Annotated in this window: 12 protein-coding genes, 1 other RNA gene and 1 pseudogene; 9 read left to right on the top strand and 5 right to left on the bottom strand. The window is 65.8% G+C overall.

Annotated elements, in window-relative coordinates; genetic code table 11:
• Positions 1-95: 95 nt before the first annotated feature.
• From kdpF to HB677_RS05155, 8 genes and pseudogenes are all read left to right on the top strand, one after another.
• The gene (kdpF, locus tag HB677_RS18755; RefSeq protein WP_213814622.1) at positions 96-185 is read left to right on the top strand and encodes a K(+)-transporting ATPase subunit F; all 90 of its coding nucleotides are present in this window, start codon (positions 96-98) and stop codon (positions 183-185) included.
• Positions 185-1,864 carry a potassium-transporting ATPase subunit KdpA gene (kdpA, locus tag HB677_RS05185; protein WP_213814621.1) on the top strand — a complete coding sequence of 560 codons (1,680 nt, stop codon included), beginning with the start codon at positions 185-187 and terminating at the stop codon, positions 1,862-1,864. Before kdpF ends, kdpA begins: the two co-directional genes overlap by 1 nt.
• A gap of 3 nt (positions 1,865-1,867) precedes the next feature.
• Entirely contained in the window at positions 1,868-4,033 is a 2,166-nt protein-coding gene (gene kdpB / locus HB677_RS05180; RefSeq protein ID WP_213814620.1) for a potassium-transporting ATPase subunit KdpB, read from the top strand.
• 42 nt (positions 4,034-4,075) lie between these two features.
• Positions 4,076-4,681, top strand: a complete 606-nt coding sequence (gene kdpC / locus HB677_RS05175; protein ID WP_213814619.1) for a potassium-transporting ATPase subunit KdpC — start codon at positions 4,076-4,078, stop codon at positions 4,679-4,681.
• 28 nt (positions 4,682-4,709) lie between these two features.
• Positions 4,710-7,187, top strand: coding sequence for a DUF4118 domain-containing protein (locus HB677_RS05170; RefSeq protein WP_213814618.1), 2,478 nt, complete (start codon positions 4,710-4,712; stop codon positions 7,185-7,187).
• Entirely contained in the window at positions 7,184-7,864 is a 681-nt protein-coding gene (locus tag HB677_RS05165) for a response regulator (RefSeq protein WP_213814617.1), read from the top strand. Before HB677_RS05170 ends, HB677_RS05165 begins: the two co-directional genes overlap by 4 nt.
• A gap of 42 nt (positions 7,865-7,906) precedes the next feature.
• Positions 7,907-8,329 carry an SRPBCC family protein gene (locus tag HB677_RS05160; RefSeq protein ID WP_374193782.1) on the top strand — a complete coding sequence of 141 codons (423 nt, stop codon included), beginning with the start codon at positions 7,907-7,909 and terminating at the stop codon, positions 8,327-8,329.
• A gap of 81 nt (positions 8,330-8,410) precedes the next feature.
• Positions 8,411-9,139 (top strand): annotated as a pseudogene (locus HB677_RS05155) (VIT family protein); the annotation flags it as partial.
• A gap of 22 nt (positions 9,140-9,161) precedes the next feature.
• Here HB677_RS05155 and rnpB read toward each other — a convergent pair.
• Positions 9,162-9,555: RNase P RNA component class A (rnpB, locus tag HB677_RS05150), an RNA gene on the bottom strand.
• A gap of 178 nt (positions 9,556-9,733) precedes the next feature.
• Here rnpB and HB677_RS05145 point away from each other — a divergent pair.
• Complete coding sequence (locus tag HB677_RS05145; protein ID WP_213814616.1) at positions 9,734-11,263, top strand: HNH endonuclease signature motif containing protein; 1,530 nt, start codon at positions 9,734-9,736, stop codon at positions 11,261-11,263.
• Here the strand turns inward: HB677_RS05145 and HB677_RS05140 are convergent.
• The 4 genes from HB677_RS05140 to HB677_RS05125 are packed head-to-tail and all read right to left on the bottom strand — an operon-like array spanning position 11,205 to position 17,165.
• A complete protein-coding gene (locus tag HB677_RS05140) occupies positions 11,205-11,945 on the bottom strand; it encodes a zinc ribbon domain-containing protein (RefSeq protein WP_255546235.1) in 741 nt (246 codons plus the stop codon). The genes HB677_RS05145 and HB677_RS05140 overlap by 59 nt on opposite strands.
• Before the next feature lie 21 nt (positions 11,946-11,966).
• Positions 11,967-12,785 carry a Nif3-like dinuclear metal center hexameric protein gene (locus tag HB677_RS05135; RefSeq protein ID WP_213814615.1) on the bottom strand — a complete coding sequence of 273 codons (819 nt, stop codon included), beginning with the start codon at positions 12,783-12,785 and terminating at the stop codon, positions 11,967-11,969.
• Between the two features lie 18 nt (positions 12,786-12,803).
• The gene (locus HB677_RS05130) at positions 12,804-16,229 is read right to left on the bottom strand and encodes a cytosine permease (RefSeq protein ID WP_213814614.1); all 3,426 of its coding nucleotides are present in this window, start codon (positions 16,227-16,229) and stop codon (positions 12,804-12,806) included.
• Between the two features lie 9 nt (positions 16,230-16,238).
• The gene (locus HB677_RS05125; RefSeq protein ID WP_307852485.1) at positions 16,239-17,165 is read right to left on the bottom strand and encodes an EamA family transporter; all 927 of its coding nucleotides are present in this window, start codon (positions 17,163-17,165) and stop codon (positions 16,239-16,241) included.
• Positions 17,166-17,336: the final 171 nt, after the last annotated feature.

Genomic DNA, 17,336 nt, shown 5'->3' with positions numbered 1-17,336 from the left:
CGGATGGAGTTTCCTGTGCTCGACATTGTTTATGTCGCTGGCATCCTCGCGCTGATGGCGCTGGTTGCCCTGGTTGGCAAGGGGGTCGAGAAGCTGTGATCGTCTTCGAAATTCTTGCCGCCGTACTCGCTGTTGCTGCGATCGGCTACCTCGTAGTCGCCCTGGTGAAGCCGGAGCGATTCTGATGACCGCGAACGTCTGGCTGTTTATCGCCCAACTCGCCACCATCGCCGTGATTCTCGTGCTCGTCTACCGCCCCCTCGGCGATTACATGGCCATGGTCTTCACGAGTCCCAAGAACCTGCGCGTCGAGCGCGGCTTCTATCGCCTGATCGGCGTCAACGCCGCGTCGGAGCAGAGCTGGCCGGCATACCTGAGGTCGATCCTCGCGTTCTCGGCGGTCGGCATTCTGGTGGTCTACGCCATGCAGCGGGTGCAGGAGATTTTGCCCTACTCGCTCGGACTGCCGGCGACGAGCGAGCACCTGTCGTTCAACACCGCGATCTCGTTCGTCACCAACACCAACTGGCAGTCATACTCCCCCGATGTCACCCTCGGGTACACGGTGCAGTTCGCCGGTCTCGCGGTGCAGAACTTCGTCTCGGCCGCGGTCGGCATCGCCGTCGCTGTCGCCTTGGTGCGCGGCTTCGCGTACAAGCGCTCGGGCACGATCGGTAACTTCTGGGTCGACATGACCCGCAGCACCCTGCGGATCCTGCTGCCGTTCTCGGTGCTTGCCGCGATCATCCTCCTCGCTGGCGGAGTCATCCAGAACTTCTCCGGGTTCCAGGACGTCTCGACCATCGCCGGCGGCTCCGCCACCATCCCCGGCGGTCCCGTCGCCTCGCAGGAGGCGATCAAGTTGCTCGGCACAAACGGCGGAGGCTTCTTCAACGCCAACTCCGCCCACCCCTTCGAGAACCCGACGCCGTGGACGAACATGGTGCAGATCCTGCTCATGCTGGTCATTCCCTTCGCTCTTCCGCGGACCTTCGGCCGGATGGTCGGCGACAACCGCCAGGGACTGGCGATCGCCGGCACCATGGCGACGCTGTTCGCCGTCTCCGTGTCCCTCATGACGTGGGCCGAGCTTCACGGCGCGGGTACCGCTCCGCAGCTCGCGGGCGCGGCCATGGAGGGTAAGGAGGATCGCTTCGGGATTATCGGTTCCACGATCTTCGGAACAACGAGCACCATCACGTCCACCGGCGCCGTCAACTCGATGCACGACAGCTTCACGTCGCTGGGAGGCGGGATGGCGATGCTCAACATCATGCTCGGCGAACTCGCCCCGGGTGGTGTCGGCTCTGGCCTCTACGGCATTCTCATGATCGCGATCATCGCGGTGTTCGTCGCCGGCCTCATGGTCGGTCGCACCCCCGAGTACCTGGGCAAGAAGATCGGTGCCCGCGAGATGAAGCTTGCGAGCCTGTACATCCTCGCCACGCCGACGCTCGTGCTGGCAGGGACCGCGCTCAGTTTCGCGATCCCGGCGGTGCGTTCGGACGTGACATCCACCTCCATCTGGAATCCGGGCCTCCATGGCTTCACCGAGGTGCTGTACGCCTTCACCTCGGCCGCCAACAACAACGGGTCCGCGTTTGCCGGCCTTACCGCCAACACCCCGTGGTTCAACACCGCCCTCGGTGTCGCGATGCTGCTCGGCCGGTTCCTGCCGATCGTGTTCGTGCTGGCCCTTGCCGGTTCCCTCGCCAAGCAGGACAGGGTTCCCGTCACGAATGGCACGCTGCCGACCCACCGTCCGCAGTTCGTTGTTCTCCTCCTCGGAGTGATCGTCATCGTCACTGCGCTCACCTATTTCCCCGTTCTCGCGCTGGGTCCCCTGGCGGAAGGGCTGTTGTAAACCATGTCAACCACCACCGAAACACCCCGCATCACTCCAACGCCCGACGACGGCACAGGCCCCGGCCAGCGCCCCTCCACCAAAGCCTCGAGCAGCGCGTTCTCCTTCGCGCAGCTTGTCGCCGCGCTCCCCGGAGCATTCCGCAAGCTCGACCCGCGCCAGATGGTGCGCAACCCCGTGATGTTCATCGTCGAGGTGGGCGCGGCACTGACCACGCTTATCGCGATCGCCGAACCCTTCATCGGGCGGGCCGACTCCGCGGGCCAGCCGCTCGCGCCGAGCTTCACCGTCGGCATCGCGATCTGGCTCTGGATCACCGTGCTGTTCGCCAACCTCGCCGAATCGGTCGCAGAGGGCCGCGGCAAGGCGCAGGCACAGAGCCTGCGCGCCACCCGCACGAGCACGCTCGCGCGCAGGGTCATCCAGTATTCGCAGACGGATGCCTCGGCGGAAGCTACCGCGATCGAGGAAGTCTCCTCGGCGGACCTCACCCTCGGCGACGTCGTCGTCGTGGTGGCGGGAGAGGTGATCCCCGGCGACGGCGACATCATCTTCGGCATCGCGTCCGTCGACGAGTCGGCCATCACCGGTGAGTCGGCGCCCGTAGTCCGCGAGTTTGGCGGCGACCGCAGCGCCGTCACCGGCGGCACACGTGTGCTGAGCGACCGCGTCGTCATCCGGATCACCAGCAAGCCCGGTGAGACGTTCGTCGACCGGATGATTCGTCTCGTCGAGGGTGCGTCCCGCCAGAAGACACCCAACGAGATCGCTCTCAACATCCTGCTCGCGAGCCTGTCGATTGTCTTCCTGGTCGTCGTGCTCACGCTGAACCCGATGGCGAGCTACGCCGGTGGCGTCAACAGCATTCCCGTGTTGATCGCGCTGCTTGTCTGCCTCATCCCGACGACCATCGGTGCGCTGCTCAGCGCCATCGGCATCGCCGGCATGGACCGCCTCGTGCAGCACAACGTGCTCGCCATGTCGGGCCGTGCGGTCGAGGCCGCAGGAGACGTCACCACGCTCCTGCTCGACAAGACCGGAACCATCACCTACGGAAACCGTCGCGCGACCGAGTTCGTGACCGTCGGAGGTGCAACCCTCACCCAGCTGGTGTCGGTTGCCCGCCTGTCGTCGCTGAGCGACCCCACTCCGGAGGGCTCGTCGGTCGTCACGCTCGCCGAGCAGATGGGACACACCGAGGAGTCTGTCGCCGGAGCGGTGATCGTGCCGTTCACGGCGCAGACCCGCATGAGCGGACTCGACCTGCCGGACGGCAGTCAGTTGCGCAAGGGTGCCGGCTCGTCGGTGGCATCCTGGGTCGGATCCGTCAGCCCCGCGCTGCTGGCGGAGCTGACGAGCGTGGAGACCCGCATCTCCCAGTCGGGCGGTACCCCGCTGGTCGTCGCCACGCGTGACTCCACGGGCAAGGCACGTGTGCTCGGGGTCATCCACCTCAAGGACGTCGTGAAGGAAGGACTGCGCGAGCGGTTCGCCGACCTGCGCGCCATGGGGATCCGCACCGTCATGATCACCGGTGACAACCCGCTGACGGCGAAGGCGATCGCGGCCGAGGCCGGCGTGGACGACTTCCTTGCCGAGGCGACGCCCGAGGACAAGATGGAGCTGATCAAGAAGGAGCAGGCAGGCGGCAACCTCGTCGCGATGACCGGTGACGGCACCAACGACGCGCCCGCGCTCGCGCAGGCCGATGTCGGAGTCGCCATGAACACGGGCACCTCCGCAGCCAAGGAGGCCGGCAACATGGTCGACCTCGACTCGGATCCGACCAAGCTCATCGACATCGTGCGCATCGGCAAGCAGCTGCTCATCACGCGCGGCTCGCTGACGACGTTCTCGATCGCGAACGACGTTGCCAAGTACTTCGCGATCATCCCCGCGATGTTCGCCGGGGTATTCCCGGGGCTCGCGGTGCTCAACATCATGGGACTGCACTCCCCCGCGTCAGCGATCCTCTCCGCGATCATCTTCAACGCACTGGTGATCATCGCCCTGATCCCGCTGGCATTGAAGGGCGTGAAGTATCGCGCCGTGTCCGCTAGTTCCGTACTCAGCCGCAACCTGCTGGTGTACGGACTCGGCGGAATCATCGTTCCGTTCATCGGCATCAAGCTCATCGACCTCATCGTGAGCCTCATCCCCGGTTTCTAGCTTCTCTTCCCCCTCGATTCATCGCTCAAAGGAGCACCCCTCATGTCAACAATCAGTGGACAATTCCGCCACACCTGGACCGCGATACGCGCCCTGGCAATTCTCACGGTCGTGCTGGGAATCATCTTCCCGCTCGCCATCACGGCGATCGGACAGGTCGCCTTCCCCGCGCAAGCCAATGGATCGCTGGTGAAGGTCGATGGAAAGGTCGTCGGATCCAGTCTCATTGGCCAGTCGTGGGTCGACGCGGACGGCAACGCCCTTCCCGAGTGGTTCCAGTCCCGCCCCTCCGCCGCCGGAGACGGCTACGACGGCGGCGCCTCCAGCGGGTCGAACTATGGTCCGGAAAACCCGGATCTGATCCAGGCGATCAAGGACCGCCAGGCCGCCATCTCCGCGTCGGACGGCGTATCCGTAGCGCAGATACCGGCGGACGCCGTTACCGCGTCAGGCTCGGGCCTCGACCCGCACATCAGCCCCGCGTACGCGCTGCTGCAGGTCGACCGGGTCGCGAAGGCTCGTGGACTCGATGCGGCCGACGTGAAATCGCTCGTGGAGTCTAAGATTCAGGGACGTGACCTCGGATACCTCGGTGAACCGACGGTCAACGTTCTCCAGCTCAACATCGCCCTGTCGACCCTCAAGTAATCCGGACGAATCTCAGTGACCGATCACAATGGCTAGGGGCACGCTGCGCGTAATGCTCGGCGCTGCCCCTGGCGTCGGCAAGACGTACGCGATGCTCGAGGAGGGCCGCCGCCTGCGGGATGCCGGCCGGGATGTGGTCGTCGCCGTCGTGGAAACCCACGGCCGCGCGGCCACGTCCGCGTTGGTGGACGGCCTCGAGGTAGTGCCGCGCAGAACCGTCGACCACCTCGGTGTGTCGCTCGATGAGATGGACCTCGAGGCCCTGCTCGCGAGGCATCCCGACGTCGCCCTCGTCGATGAGCTCGCCCACACCAATGCCCCCGGCGGGATCAATGGCAAGCGGTGGCAGGATGTCGACGCGATCCTGGAGGCGGGCATCGACGTCATGTCGACCGTCAACATCCAGCACATCGAGTCGCTCAACGACGTGGTCCGCCAGATCACGGGAGTCCCCCAACGGGAGACCATTCCGGATGCGGTACTGCGCCGCGCCAATCAGATCGAGCTGGTTGACCTCGCGCCGCAGACCCTCCGCGACCGGCTGAACGAGGGAGTCGTCTACCCGGCGGCACGGGTCGATGCGGCGCTCAGCAACTATTTCCGTCTCGGCAACCTCACGGCGCTGCGCGAACTTGCCCTGCTCTGGCTGGCGGACGAGGTGGATGTCGCGTTGCAGGCGTATCGCGCCGAGCACAACATCCAGGCACCGTGGGAAGCCCGGGAACGCATCGTGGTCGCCCTCACCGGCGGGCGCGAGGGCGACACCCTGCTGCGCCGCGGAGCTCGGATCGCCGCGCGCACCAGCGGTGGACAGCTGTTCGCCGTGCACGTCACGAGTTCGGACGGGCTCGCCGTCCTTGACCCCGCGACTCTCGCCGCCCAGCGGCAACTCGTCGAGACCCTCGGCGGGACGTTCCACCAGGTCGTCGCGGAGCAGGTGCCGACCGCGCTCGTGGAATTCGCGCGCAGCGTGAACGCGACCCAGCTCGTCATCGGTGTGAGTCGCCGCGGCCGGCTGCAGCGACTCTTCGGTGGCGCCGGAAGCGGGGCGAGCGTCATCCGTCTCGCCGGGGATATCGACGTGCACATCGTCGCCCACGCGCAGGCGGGACGCGTGCGGCTGCCGAGCGTTGGCGGAGCGCTGTCGGTGCGCCGTCGTCTCATTGGGCTCGTCGTCGCGATACTGGGGCTCCCCCTTCTCACCCTGCTCCTCACCACCCTGCGCAGTGACGACAGCCTCACCAGCGATGTGCTCGGCTACCAACTCTTCGTCGTCATCGTGGCGCTGGTCGGCGGCATCTGGCCCGCGCTGTTCGCCGCCGCGGCTGCGGGGCTGCTGCTCGACTTCTTCTTCGTCAAACCCTTCTACACGGTGACGATCGACAGTCCCCTGCACCTGACGGCGCTGGCGATCTTCCTCGTGGTGGCTGCGCTCGTCAGCACCGTCGTCGACCAGGCAGCCCGGCGATCCCGCGCCGCTACTCGCTCGGCCGCGGAGGCAGAGGTTCTCGTGTCGATCGCCGGAAGCGTGCTGGGTGGCGCCGACGCCCTCGAGGCGCTCGTATCGCGGCTGCGCGAGGCGTTTGGCATGGCCAGCGTCGTCCTCACCGAGGGCGGCACCCCGATGTACGTCTCCACGGACCCGACCGCCCTTGATGATGCGGATGACGAGACGACCGTGCCGGTCGGTGAGGACGCACTCCTGCTCTTGCGCGGCAAGCGGCTCGACGCATCCGATCGAAAGATTCTCGGAGCGTTCGCCGCACAAATCGAATCGGCCCTCACGCAGCGGCGACTCACCCGCGAGGCCGAGGGAATGCGTCCCCTCGCGGCGGCGGACCGGATGCGCAGCGCTCTGCTCGCGGCCGTCGGACACGACCTGCGGCGACCTCTTGCCTCGGCCACCGCGGCGGTCACATCGCTGCGGTCGACCGACGTGGACCTGTCGGCATCCGATCGTTCGGAACTCCTGGAGACGGCGGAGGAGAGCCTCGACGCGCTGACGGGACTCGTGATCGATCTGCTGGACGTCAGCCGGCTGCAGGCAGGCGCGCTGGGGGTGACACTCGCCCCCGTCGCGCTGGATGACGTCGTGATGATGTCGCTCGATGAGCTCGGGCTGAACCCCGGAGACGTGACCCTCGACCTAACCTCGGTGCCCGCGGTGGTCGCCGACAGCGGTCTGCTGCAACGGGTCGTTGTCAACCTGCTCGCGAACGCGCTGCGCTTCTCGCCCGAGGGAACTGCCCCGGTGCTCGCGACCAGTGAATTCGTCGGTCGAGTGCAGTTACGCATCATCGACGCCGGGCCGGGCATTCCCGAAGAGCGTCGCGAAGAGGTGTTCGTGCCGTTCCAGCGGCTGGGAGATACCGACAACACCACCGGCGTCGGGCTCGGCCTCGCCCTCGCGAAGGGCTTTGTCGAGGGTATGGGCGGCACACTCGATGCGGAAGACACCCCCGGCGGAGGCCTCACAATGGTCGTAGAGCTTGAGGCGGCCCCATGAAGATCCTGATCGCGGACGATGACCCGCAGATCGTGCGCGCCCTGCGGATCACGCTGACAGCCCGCGGCTACGACGTCATCACCGCTGCAGACGGCCGCGCGGCGCTCAACGCCGCGATTGAGCACCACCCCGATGTTGTCGTGCTGGATCTCGGGATGCCTGGGCTGTCGGGCATCGAGGTGATCGAGGGTCTCCGGGGCTGGTCGACAGTTCCCATTCTGGTCGTCTCGGGTCGCAGCGAGTCATGGGACAAGGTCGAAGCGCTCGACGCGGGCGCGGATGACTACGTAACGAAGCCCTTCGCCGCCGATGAGCTCCTCGCCCGCATCCGCGCGCTTGGACGGCGCACGCCGGCGGCCACCGATGAACCGACCATCGCGTTCGGCGATGTCGTGGTCGACCTGTCCGCGCGGCTGGTGACGAAGGCGGGCGTGGCAGTGCGCCTGACGCCCACCGAGTGGCGCCTGCTCGAAGTGCTGCTGCGCAATCACGACCGCCTCGTTTCACGCGAAACGCTGCTGACGGAGGTGTGGGGGCCGCAGTACACGACGGACACCGGGTACCTCCGCCTCTACCTCGCCCAATTGCGCAAGAAGCTCGAGCCGGAGCCGTCGAAGCCCCGCTACCTCCTGACCGAGGCCGGTATGGGGTACCGCTTCACATCGGATGGCGCGTGACTACTCCGTGCGTGTCCGACGCGATCTGGTTAGGGTGATTCTGTGAGAAACATGAGGGTTGTCACCGAGTCCCACCAGCTCGCCATCATCATCAATCGTCGTGCCGCCGACGTGTACGCGTATGCGTCGGACCCGGGTCATCTGCCCGAATGGGCTGCGGGTCTCGCGGGTTCGATCGACTTTGTCGACGGACAGTGGATCGCCGACACATCCATGGGACGCATCTTCGTTGTCATGGTCGGTCAGAACGAGTTCGGCGTCCTCGACCACTTCGTCACACTGCCCGACGGTCACATGGTCTACAACCCGATGCGGGTCACCTCCATCGGAGAGAGCAGCGAGGTCGTATTCTCGCTTCGCCGTGAGACCGGGATGTCAGACGACGTGTTTGCTGCCGATGTCGCCGCCGTTCGCAGTGATCTGGTCTCCCTCAAGACGATTCTCGAGCGCCAGGCCCACAACTAGCGCCCGCGCACCACCATCGGCCCAGCTTAGGTGTGGCTCAGCATGGTGGAACCAGCTCCCACACCGTGGTTGGCTGGCGCTATGTCCTCCGCGGTACCACCCCTCCCCCTTCCCCACCTCCACGAGCCGCATCGCGAGGGTCTCGCCAGCAGACTCAACTGGCTTCGCGCCGGAGTGCTCGGTGCCAACGACGGAATCGTCTCCGTCGCCGCCGTCGTCGTCGGTGTTGCCGGGGCCACCAGCGATCTCGCGCCCATCGTCACTGCGGGTGTCGCAAGTCTCGTTGGTGGCGCTATTTCCATGGCCCTCGGAGAGTACGTCTCCGTCAGCAGCCAGAGCGACAGCCAGCGCGCGCTCATCGAACTGGAAAAGCGGGAGCTGCGGGATGACCCGGAGGCCGAGCTCGACGAACTCGCCGGGCTTTACCGCGAGCAGGGTCTTTCGGAGGCGACAGCCCGGCAGGTGGCGACCGAGCTCACCGCCCACGACGCCCTGCGCGCCCACCTTGCCGCGGAGCTCGGGATCAATCAGAAGGACGTTGCCAGCGCGTGGCAGGCTGCGGGAGCGTCCGCTGTTGCATTCACCATCGGGGCGGTACTCCCGATGCTGGCAATACTGTTGCCGCCGGAACATGCCCGTATCCCGGTGACATTTGTCGCGGTCCTGCTCGCCCTCGCCATCACAGGGGCGACGAGCGCGCGGATCGGCGGCAGCCGATTGCTCCCCGCCGTCCTGCGGGTCGTCGTCGGCGGCGCGATCGCGCTCGGGGCGACCTTCGCCATCGGATCCCTACTCGGCACCACGGGCATCGTATGGCCGGGGCGGATGTGTGCAAACGGGCCGACCGTACGCCGGGTTCTGTCCCGGTGCGGTGAACCGAAGTCCCCGCACCCTCGACGGCCATCTATCTACGATGTACGTTGCCGCACACCTCTAGCGGTCTACCCGGGAACTAGGCGAGCAGCCTTAAGCATTCCCTGTCTGACCTTGCTCCGGGCGAGGTTTACATAGCGAGCCCGGTCACCCGGGCCCCTGGTGGTCTCTTACTCCACCGTTTCACCCTTACCTCACGCTTGCACGTGAGGCGGTCTACTCTCTGTTGCACTGTCTCGCGGATTACTCCGGGTGGGTGTTACCCACCGCCCTGCTCTGCGGAGCCCGGACGTTCCTCGTGCACCACTCCACCTCGCGGTAGGAGCAGCGCACGCGACCGTCTCGTCGACCCGTTTGCTATATCCAAGGTAGCGTCTCTTCCCGCTTCACCCGCTCCCCCGTCCGTTCATCCCGTCCCCTCATCCCGTCCCCTCCTCCCTTCTTCCCCTGCACACCCACCTCCGCTGCGCCCATTTCCACCGTTTCACGACCCCGCCGCCACCGTGCTCTCCATGTTGAAACCATTGATGCATGCCTGCAGCATCCTCTCCTCGCCGCGAAACGCAGCCCGATGACCTCGTCGCTGCCGCCGTAGCATTGGCGCAGCTTGGCTCGTCGTCGGCGGACTTCGAGGCGATGGATGACTCGCAGATCCGGTCCGCACTCGCCACGGCAACCGAGCTACAACGGCACTCCGATCTCTATAAGTCGTGGATTGCCGGCTCGATAGCGCGGCGCTCGAGCCCTGAACTCGGCAACGCGGGGCTGGCGCAGCGCGAGGGGCATCGCACCCCCGAAGCCCTCGTCCAACTGATCACCGGCGGATCCCGCGCAGAAGCAGTGAAGCTGGTGAAAGTGGGGACGCTCCTCACGACTGTTGACACTGCAGACTCCCTCGCCGAGTCTGATCCGGAGGCCGCCCGGCTATTCCAGAGCAAGCTCGCCTGGCAGTCTCCGCTCGCGCACGCCGTGAACGCGGGCGACATCTCCATCGATGCGGCCGATGCAATCCGCCGCGGACTGGGATCACCCGACGACGCGGTGACCGCCAATCACCTGGAAGCTGCGATCCGCACACTCATCGTCGAGGCCAGCGGCACTCTAACCGCGGGACTAAGGCCGACACCCGATCAACTCTTCGGAGCAGCGCGCAACCTCCGTGACGAACTGGACGTGCACGCAATCGAGCTGAGGGAAAAGACCCAGAACGATATCCAGTACGTCCGCGCCCATCGTCGTCCCGATGGGATGGTGGCGGGAACCTTCCTCCTCGCGCCAGAAAATGGCGACCTGGTGCTGGAAACATTGGATCAGGGCACCAATCCCCGCCGAGGCGGCCCGCGATTCACCTCCGAACCAGGCAAGACGTGGGCCAAGGCCGTTGTTGACGATCCGCGGAGCAACGACCGCATCAACGTCGAAACGTTGATGGGTGCGCTCCAGGCTGCAGCCGCGGCGGATAAGAGTCGGTTGCCCGGCCGTCGGCCCGCCGTTCGCGTCATCACGGTCGAGGACCCCGCGACCGGCGGGTTCAGCGATGGGCGTCTCGAAGGCAGCCACAGCGCAGTCTCCGTCGCAACGGTGGAGCGCAACGCCTGTGACGGCGGCACTGTCCGGGTGGTTATCGACCAGCAGGGCCAGGTGATGGAGATCGGCAAGGAACAGCGGCTCTTCTCCCCGCAGCAGCGCACCGCGCTGGCCGTCAGGGACGGCGGATGCATGGTGCCGGGGTGCCACCGTCCGCCCGCGTGGTGCGAGGCACATCACGTCCTCTGGTTCAGACGAGACCGAGGCAAGACCGAGATCAAGAACGGGATATTACTGTGCCGACATCACCACATGCTTGTCCACAACAACGGATGGGACATAGTTCTCCGTGACGGTTCCTACTGGCTGATTCCGCCCGTATCGGTTGACCCCCAGCGAGTGCCCCGACCCATGCGAAGCAACAACGACCTGATCGAGAAGATCCGGCGAGCCCACTCGGCGGACTCCGCGGCTGCTACAGACCAGACTCCGAGGTCCGAACCAGAATCGCGCTCGAGTCCGGGCACAGGATGACGTCATCGAGAGCGGCACTGCGGATCGAGACCATGTCTGACTCGTGCAGCTTCACGCCGCTGGCACCGGACACGCCACCACGAAGCAGCGATGCACCCAGGCCATAGCGGGCACGCTGGTGGTCGTACAGGGCGAGTAGGTCAGCCGGAATCTTCTCCGCGATGGCAGACCGGTTGGCTTCCGCATTCGTCCGGTCTTCGTCGATGGACACCATCGCAGCATCGCGCTCGGCTTCCGCTTCGGCGACCCGCCCGTCCAATGCGTCGACGAGCACCTTCGTGGCGTCGTATGCCGTGGTCGCCTCCTCGAGCTTTTCCATGACGACGAGTTCAATCTCCTCGAGATCGAACTGGCGCTTCTTCAACGCCACCAGTTCGAGTTCGAGAGCCTGCACGTCCTTCACCGACGACGTCACCTGAAGGCGCTCGTCATCCCGCTTGATCCGGGCTTCAACCACCGACACATCCGATTCGATGCGCTTGAGCTCGGTCGTGACGTCCTCGACGGCGCCACCCTGCTCTGCCAACACCGCGCCCAGGGTCATCCGCTCCGCCGCAAGGGACTGCAATGCCGCGTGCTGCGGCAGGCTCTTGGCGCGGTAATTGATCTGAGCGAGGCGGGTGTCCAACTCCTGCAGATCGAGGAGCAATGCCTGGTCGGCGGGGTTAGCTTTCAAAGCCATGAGGCAGTTACCTGTTCTTCTTTACTGGACAACGACGAAGTCCCACGGGTCGGTGCGAAGTTCGCTGACGGTGACGGTAACGCCGTTGAGCGCATCACGAAGCTCCTGCGCGGCACCATCCAGCCACAGCCATTCGCTTGCCCAGTGGGAAATATCTATGAGAGCCGGTCCTCCGGTAAGTTTCGCGTTTTCGCGGAACTCAGAGGCCGGATGATGGCGAAGGTCGGATGTCACGTACACATCTGACCCAAGAACGGCGGTTTCCCGCAAGAGGGAATCACCGGCACCGCCGCATACGGCGATCGAGGTGACGGCGGCGTCAAACTCACCCGAGACGCGCACCCCGCCGGCAGTCGCGGGAAGAAGTTCGGCGAGCTCGCGTGCAAGACGACCGAGAGTGGTGGGGATGTTCAGATTGCCGTAGCGTCCGATACCTCGCGACGGCGAGGCCCCGGCGACGATGGGTGCCATCTCCGTGAGTCCGAGCCGCTGCGCCAGCACGGCCGACGTTCCGGTCTCGACAATGTCCGCATTGGTGTGAGCGGCGATCAGAGCACAACCACCACGGATCAGGCGCGCCAGCGCGGCACCCTTGTACCTGTCTTCGGCGATGCTCGTTACCCCACGGAGCAACAGCGGGTGATGCACCAGGAGCAGGTCAGCGCCAAGGTCGATGGCCTCATCCACGGTATCCAGCACCGCATCGACGGCGAGATGGATGTGCGAAACGGATGCCCGGGGGTCGCCCGACAACAGACCGGGAGCGTCCCACGATTCGGCCCCTGCCAACGGCCAGAGTGCTTCCGCGACGGCGTTGACTTCTGCGACAGTGGTGGGCACGCCCTCATTCTACGGGGGTCAGGACCGCACGATCTCCTGTCGGCGGACGGCCCGAACTCCCGAGACGAGAGGAGTGACGACGCCGATAAACAGCGCAATCAACACGCCGACATCGGTACCCGCGACGGGAGAATCCGCGGCAACGCCCAGCAGCTCGAAGAAGTAGCCTTCCCATCCGAGCCATCCGACAGTCGCGCTGGTGAAGCCGAGCCCGACGACGCTTGCAATCACCAGCATCGACACGTTGACCCAGCGGAAGTCGTCATACACACCTCCGCGACGCAACAGCGATGCCGTGTCGTAGCGGCGGTTGCGGATCATCGTGTCCGAGGCGAAGATTCCCGCCCATGCTGCAACCGGCACCGCGAGCGTCGTGGCGAAGTCACGGAAGACCGACTCAAATCCGCTCGCCGTCAACGCCAGAGCCCCGGCGATCACGGCAAGCACGACGCCGAGGAGCACGACGAACAACGGGCGCGATCCGCGAATTCGAGTGGCCTGCAGCGCAAACGCCGAGGAGTACAGCGCAATGGCCACACCCGACAGAAGACTGAGCGCCGTGGCGGCCACGAGGGGAATCGGGTACCAGGACGGCAGCAGGTCACCCATGGCGTCGAACGGAGAGGTGACAAGACCCGCAGCGACCGCGGGAGAGGACGCCGCGAGCAACGTGCCGTACGCGATCAGCACGAAACTCGGCAGCGCTGTACCGAAGGTTGCCCACAGCATGGACCCGCCGCTGGACGTCGACGACCGCTGGTAGCGGGCGAGGTCGCCGCTGCTGTTTGCCCAGACCAGTCCGACAAAGCTGAACACGAGGACCGCGCCCGTCAGGAGCAATGACCAGGAGCCATCCGGCACGGTGAGGGCAACGCTGACGTGCAGGGCGCCAGCGGTGAGGGCGATGAACCCCACAATCAGGACGGCGGACACTACGCTCAGCACCAGCTGCACGCGAGCGAGGATGTGGTACCCGAAGAAGGCGATCACGAGGGCAATCAGGAATCCGATCGCCATGGTCAGCAGGGTGACCTGCTCCACGGAGAAGTTCCCCGCCAGATCGGCTCCGACGAGAATGCTCGCGGTGCCCGCACTGAGGATCCAGAGCAGCGCTGCGCCCCAGAACAAGCGACTTATCAGCGCGATCACCGCCGGAAGAATATTTCCCACCACGCCAAAGGTTGCCCGGGACACCACCATCGTGGGCTGACCACTTCGCTTGCTCGCGAGCGTTCCGAGTCCCAGCGGCAGGAACGACAGCGCGACACCAGCGAGGATCGACACGATCGCCTGGCGCAGGCTCATCCCGAGGGAAAAGATGATCGCGCCGAACGCGACACTCACCAGCGAAGAATTTGCTGCAAACCACAACCAGAACAGACGTGCTGCGCGCCCAACGCGCAGCTCACGCGGTGTCGGTTCTTCGCCCACTTCCTCCGCCTCGAACGGAGATCGTCGGGCGGATGCCCCGGGCCGGGCAACCGCGGACACGGCTCCCACGCCGGCCGCAGTTTCAGCCGCCACGTCTGTGGTGGCTGAAACCGGACCTGACGAGGTCGGTGTCGGTGCGGACGGTGTTGGTGCGACTGGGTTCGGTGCGGCCGGGTTCGGTGCGACCGAGTTCGGTGCGGAGGCAGGTGATGCGAAGGGATCCTGCACAGGAGACGTACCGGGGACGTCGGCGGGCGCAGGAGCCTCGAGGACCGCAGTTTCACGAGTGTCGGTGTGGTCTGGAACTACGACGGCCGTCGGCCCTGAGGACACCGCGACGGGCACCTCTGCCGTGTCGGAGCTGCCGGTTTCCGCCGGCATATCCACGACTTCCGGTCCCATCGCCATCACCGCACCGAAGAGTGCGTCCATATCAGTAAGGTCGTCATCGATCAGATCGTCATCATCGCTCGCGTCGCTCGCGCTGGCGACAACGAGCTCATCGTCCATCGCGAGATCTTCCTCGACCTCGAGGACGTCCTCACCCCCGGGGGTCGGTGCAGTTTCTGCAGCGACGACGCTCGTCTCAACGGACGCAGCTTCGGTCTCGGCGTTCTCGACTGACGCAACCGAATCAACGTCTTCAGCGGCATCGACATCAGCATCAGTCTCGACGCCGTCACCCTTAATTCCTGTCTCGGAGTCAGCTGCGTCATCGGGCGAGTCCGCAGCTCCGTCCGACAGGACGTTGTCTGCGTCAGCGGGCGAGTCCGTACCTTCGTCCGGCAGGACGTTGTCTGCGTCAGCGGCCGAGTCAACGGCCTCAACATCGGACGCCGAGACTGCAGCGTCGGGCGTGCCTGGAAGCACGGTCGGCGCGACCGGCTCGGCTACATCCCTCGCGAAAAGCCACACCGGAGGCGCCACTTCGGGCGACGCTTGCTTGGGTGCGGACGGTTCCGCGAGGAGCGCATCGAATGCCGACACGAAGTCATTTGGCGCGACCTGGTCAGTAGACGATGCCTGGTCGTCTGGCGAAGCAGGCAAGTCCTGCGACGGAACCGAGGCCTCGGTGGAGGCTTCGACCGGGGCCTCATCGGCAACCGCTACGGTCTGGCCATCCGACGGCGCGGCGGTGTCCGAATCGGCGAGCGGAGCCGCGGCCTCGGCTGGCGCAACCGCTGCTGTGGCCGCAGCTGCGGCGGCCGTCTGCTCGCGGGAGTGACGCCTCGGACGCTTGTAGGCGGCATCGTCGAAGTCGATGGGAGTAGTGGTGGTTTGCTCCGGGGCGAAGCGGGATGGCGCTGCGGTCGCGACGGCGGTGACGTCCGGCTCTGCATCGCTGCCGGTGGACGGGACTTCGGAGATGAGGTCGTCCGAAGCTAACGCATCGTCTGAGGCCCGCTCCGCGATGTGGGCGGGCGCCGCGTGCTCGACAGAGGGTTCGACCGCGTGGGTCGGTGCCGCATCCTCACCGGAGGGCTCGGCCGCATGGGTCGGTGCCGCATCCTTACCGGAGGGCTCGGCCGCATGGGACGGTGCAGGGTGCTCGGCGGCGGGCTCCGCGTCGTCAGCGAGTGGACCCGTCGGCGACGTGAGTGCAGCGTCCGGGGTAGACGCGTCCTCGGCGACATGAGACCCGGCGTGGTGCTCCGGCGCTTCGGGCGCGGCGCGGTGCTCCACAGCCTCGGGCTCGGGGGCCAACTCTGCAGCACCCTGAGACGCGTCCCCGAGAGCGGGCGGCGCCTCGGGAACATCTGCCGGCGGGGTGGGCGACGGCGAAGGCGCATCCACTGGCGCACCCGGACTCCGGTGACGCGATGCCGCAGCCGCAGCCTTCGAGGGCCCAAACTGCTCGGCTAGGGCCTCGGCCAGATCGTCGTCGCTGAACACGTTTGCGGCATTGCGCAGCATCGCCTCATCGTTCTTGGGAGCCGTGTAGGTCGAGCGCCGAGGGCCCGGAGGGGCAAACAGCTCCGTCTGCTCGTCTTCACGAGGATCGTCGTCTGCCATAGGAAAATCCTATTGGCGCGACGAGGGCTTGGCTGACGGACGAGCCGTAACCAGCACGGATATTCCACCGAAGATCACCAGAATTGCGATCCAGCCGAGCACCGTCAGCCGCTCCCCGACCACAACGACGGCCAGAAGAGTCGCAACCAGCGGTTCCAGAAGGGTGATCGTCGTCACCGCGCTGCTGCGCAACGTGCCGAGGCCCCTGCCGAACAAAACGTAGGCGATGAACATGGGTCCGATGGCGAGATATGCCGCGATTGCGATGTTGGATGCCGAACCGAGAATGGGCGCTCCGGTAACGATGAGCACCGGAGTAAGCCCAATCGCCCCAATCCCGAAGGTCGCTCCCATCGCCGCGCTACCCGAGTGCCCGAGGCGGATGACCCGGCCGGAGCAATACGTGTACAGCGCGTACGCCATGCCGGCGCACAGACCGAGAACTACCCCCGCGCCAACGTTGCCGCCGCCGACGCCGCCCTGCGGGTGCCCCACCAGGCCGAGGATGACGACGCCGAGCACAGCAATCGCCATGGACACCGTTCCACGCACCGACAACCGCTGACGCTCCCAGAGGAATTCGAAGAGTGCGGCAAAGACAGGACCGGAACCCAAGGCGACAACGTTTCCGACCGCGACGCCGGCCAGACTCATGCCGCTGTAGAAGGCGAGCGGGTACACCACAACTCCCACCGCTCCGAGCAACAGCCAGGGCAGAGCCGAACGATCTCGCAGGGCGGTCACCGACGAACGCCAGGCCACGGCGAACAGCAGTACTCCCCCGATTGCCATGGTGCTCGCACCAATGGCGATGGGACTCACGTCATCACTGAGGAAGCTGGCCGCGGTTCCCGTCGTGCCCCACAAAATGGATGCCACAACGAGTGCGACCACTGCGGGATTGACCGGGCGGCGCAACGGTGCGGTCGAATTCACGTCACCAGTCTCCCGCACTCCCCAGCGAACTCCCGCGTGCTGACCGCGACAGGGTTGCTGCTGTGTTCGCAACAGGCGTTCCATGCACACGTCACACGAGGTGCCCCGATGCCAACCAATCGCCAGCGAGATCGGCGACCGACCGTAAGAACGGCCGCCGATCTCACTCCA

It is taken from the genome of Glaciihabitans sp. dw_435 (assembly GCF_018449675.1).
Classification (GTDB): Bacteria; Actinomycetota; Actinomycetes; order Actinomycetales; family Microbacteriaceae; genus Glaciihabitans.
This window is presented reverse-complemented; position numbering and strand designations above follow the sequence as displayed.

Excerpts from the sequence above, each read along its gene's own strand:
- kdpA (WP_213814621.1), top strand. The coding sequence starts at position 185 with ATGACCGCGAACGTCTGGCTGTTTATCGCCCAACTCGCCACCATCGCC.
- kdpB (WP_213814620.1), top strand. The coding sequence starts at position 1,868 with ATGTCAACCACCACCGAAACACCCCGCATCACTCCAACGCCCGACGAC.
- kdpC (WP_213814619.1), top strand. The coding sequence starts at position 4,076 with ATGTCAACAATCAGTGGACAATTCCGCCACACCTGGACCGCGATACGC.
- HB677_RS05170 (WP_213814618.1), top strand. The coding sequence starts at position 4,710 with ATGGCTAGGGGCACGCTGCGCGTAATGCTCGGCGCTGCCCCTGGCGTC.
- HB677_RS05165 (WP_213814617.1), top strand. The coding sequence starts at position 7,184 with ATGAAGATCCTGATCGCGGACGATGACCCGCAGATCGTGCGCGCCCTG.
- HB677_RS05145 (WP_213814616.1), top strand. The coding sequence starts at position 9,734 with ATGCCTGCAGCATCCTCTCCTCGCCGCGAAACGCAGCCCGATGACCTC.
- HB677_RS05140 (WP_255546235.1), bottom strand. The coding sequence starts at position 11,945 with ATGGCTTTGAAAGCTAACCCCGCCGACCAGGCATTGCTCCTCGATCTG.
- HB677_RS05130 (WP_213814614.1), bottom strand. The coding sequence starts at position 16,229 with ATGGCAGACGACGATCCTCGTGAAGACGAGCAGACGGAGCTGTTTGCC.